Source organism: Cysteiniphilum sp. JM-1 (genome assembly GCF_008711525.1).
In the GTDB taxonomy this organism is placed as follows: Bacteria; Pseudomonadota; Gammaproteobacteria; order Francisellales; family Francisellaceae; genus Caedibacter.
Genome location: NZ_VXKS01000052.1, coordinates 1 through 2,276, shown reverse-complemented (window position 1 = coordinate 2,276; position 2,276 = coordinate 1). Strand labels below are relative to the sequence as shown.

At 37.7% G+C, this 2,276-nt stretch carries 4 protein-coding genes; all 4 read left to right on the top strand.

Going from position 1 to position 2,276, the window contains the following annotated elements; translation table 11 throughout:
• Positions 1-235 precede the first annotated feature (235 nt).
• The 4 genes from F3D68_RS11105 to F3D68_RS11090 all read left to right on the top strand — a co-directional run bounded on the left by F3D68_RS11105 (position 236) and on the right by F3D68_RS11090 (position 2,212).
• Positions 236-721 (top strand): hypothetical protein, encoded by a 486-nt coding sequence (locus F3D68_RS11105; protein ID WP_151194497.1) that lies wholly within the window; start codon positions 236-238, stop codon positions 719-721.
• Entirely contained in the window at positions 721-1,017 is a 297-nt protein-coding gene (locus F3D68_RS11100; RefSeq protein WP_151194496.1) for a nucleotidyltransferase domain-containing protein, read from the top strand. The genes F3D68_RS11105 and F3D68_RS11100 overlap by 1 nt, the downstream gene beginning before the upstream one ends.
• Before the next feature lie 96 nt (positions 1,018-1,113).
• On the top strand, positions 1,114-1,392 hold the full coding sequence (locus F3D68_RS11095) for a transcriptional regulator (protein WP_117001891.1): 279 nt from the start codon (positions 1,114-1,116) through the stop codon (positions 1,390-1,392).
• Positions 1,385-2,212 carry a type II toxin-antitoxin system HipA family toxin gene (locus F3D68_RS11090; protein ID WP_151194495.1) on the top strand — a complete coding sequence of 276 codons (828 nt, stop codon included), beginning with the start codon at positions 1,385-1,387 and terminating at the stop codon, positions 2,210-2,212. Before F3D68_RS11095 ends, F3D68_RS11090 begins: the two co-directional genes overlap by 8 nt.
• Positions 2,213-2,276: the final 64 nt, after the last annotated feature.

The following is a 2,276-nucleotide window of genomic DNA, read 5'->3' as shown; positions in this document are numbered from 1 at the left end:
TTCTAGTTTCATATCCATCTATCAAATTACGCCATATTTATTTGCAAATGAAAACATCAAATCTGGAAAAATTTCCAAAAATTACTGTTTATCAAAATCTAACCTGCTGGGTAGTTACCAGTAACTTTTAATTTGATTCAACACGTGTAGGGAGGGTGATAGCATTTATATTGAGGCTGTATTAAAATGCTTTGGCATAAAATTAGTGGTAAAAGAGTGCCAGAGGTATTATCTAATGCATGAAGATAGGTTGCAAATTTTTGCTAAAAGAATGGATAAATTAAATAAACACATCAAGGCGCTCGATGAATACAAAGCATTGATTGACCAAATGTTAAAACGCCAAAATATTTATAACCCACAAATATTTGAGAATCTTGCAGTGCAGGATAAGGCGGTATTGGATGCTTATTTGAAGCGATTTAGCTCAGTTCAGGATTTTTTAGGCGCTAAAATCTGGTCAATGATGTTTGGGTTTGTCGGGATTCCTGCTAAAGCAATGACTGAAGTGTTATATCATGCAGTAAAAGAAGGCATTTTGGATTCTCTTGAGAATTGGATAGAAATTCGTGAGATTAGGAATGAATTAGCGCACGATTATCCTGATGAGCTAGAAGACGCCTTGCGTGATTTACAGTTTTGTGTTGATCGTTATGATGCGCTGAAGGCATATTATGATAATACATTGGCTTTTTGTGCGAAACACAAGGTGCTTAAATAATGAGATTATCTGAACGAATGAAAAGCGTTTTAAAAAAGGCCGTTTCTCAAAGCTTTGGCGAAGTGCCTGTGTATTTGTTTGGTAGCCGTGCTAATGATAGCTTAAGCGGTGGTGATATTGATTTAGCCATTGATGTTGAAATGGATAAAGAGCAATTTTGGCAGTGTAAAGTGAAATTTAAAACAGCACTTCTGCAAATGAGCTTTGATCAAACTGAAGTGGATGTGGTGCCCTATCACTCAAAAGATAAGCTTTTATCTGATGAGATTTATCGCACAGCAGTGAGATTGTTTTGATTTTCTCTCTTTAGAATGCATATATCAGATAAAATATTATCTATTTTAAGGGTTTTAATCTAAAATTAGACATTATTGTGCCCAATTAGATTTGTTATGCTTCATTTTATTACGACTTCAGATGTTCAAAAAAAACTGGCAGATTACCTTAAAAATAAGCGTAAGTCGCTAAAATATTCGCGCAATAAACTCGAAGAGCGTAGTACTGTGCCAGCAGCGACAATTAAGCACTTCGAAACGACAGGCAGAATTTCGTTACGCCAGTTTTTATTAATCTGGCAGACTATTGATGATTTAAGCAAAATTGATGCGCTCACAAGACAGGATAAAGAGCCTAACTATAAAACGATTGAGGATGTGTTAAAAGATGCGTGAGTTTATAGCAAAGAAAACACTGGAAGTATTTAGGTCAATAACATTAAGCCAAAAAATTAAAGTTGGGCAGTTGGCGCAAAACCAGTCAGGGATTTACTTTCAATATGATCAGACATACTTAGCAAAACACGCCAACCTGTCTCCATTTGCACTGAAGTTTAGTTCGGATTTGCAAAAAGCGCCTTTAACACCGCATCATGGACTACATGGCGTGTTTGCAGATGCATTGCCTGATGGTTGGGGGATGTTGCTGATGGATCGTGTTTTTCGCCAACAAAATATCTTGCCTCATCAATTGACTCCTTTGGATCGTTTAGCATTTGTCGGTGAAGGTGCGATTGGTGCCCTCTCGTTTGTGCCTGGCTCGGAATATCAACTAGAGGCAAAGAAAGGTAGGATTAATATTCATGAGTTAGGGCATCAGGCACAAAAGCTATTTGAAGGCAGTTTAGATGAAGTTTTGCCTGAGCTTGTCAATGTCGGTAGTTCAGGAGGCGCAAGACCCAAGGCGCAGATCTATATTTCGGAAGATTTAAGTTTGGTAAGTACAAAAGCCTCCCCGGGTTTAGAGCCGTATATCATTAAATTTACCTCTCAATCATTACCGTTAAGGCACGAAGAAGGGTTGTGTGAAGCAGCGTACTTGAAGATGGCAAAAAGTGCTGGGTTGAATGTACCGGACTTTCAGGTGCTGAGAGTGACTGGTTTAATGCAAGAGCAAGCATGGATTGCACTTAAGCGATTTGATATTGCTGATCAAAAGAGTATCAAATGTCAACTAACTTTTCCGGTTACGACAACTAACTTTGCCGATTTATAGCAAAAAAATTATTTTTTCATACGATAACTTTCTCCTTCTAGGCTAATCACGGTTGCATGATGTA

What these genes read in the sequence shown, in the direction of transcription:
- F3D68_RS11100 (WP_151194496.1), top strand. Translation starts at nt 721, where the DNA reads ATGAGATTATCTGAACGAATGAAAAGCGTTTTAAAAAAGGCCGTTTCT.
- F3D68_RS11105 (WP_151194497.1), top strand. Translation starts at nt 236, where the DNA reads ATGCATGAAGATAGGTTGCAAATTTTTGCTAAAAGAATGGATAAATTA.
- F3D68_RS11090 (WP_151194495.1), top strand. Translation starts at nt 1,385, where the DNA reads ATGCGTGAGTTTATAGCAAAGAAAACACTGGAAGTATTTAGGTCAATA.
- F3D68_RS11095 (WP_117001891.1), top strand. Translation starts at nt 1,114, where the DNA reads ATGCTTCATTTTATTACGACTTCAGATGTTCAAAAAAAACTGGCAGAT.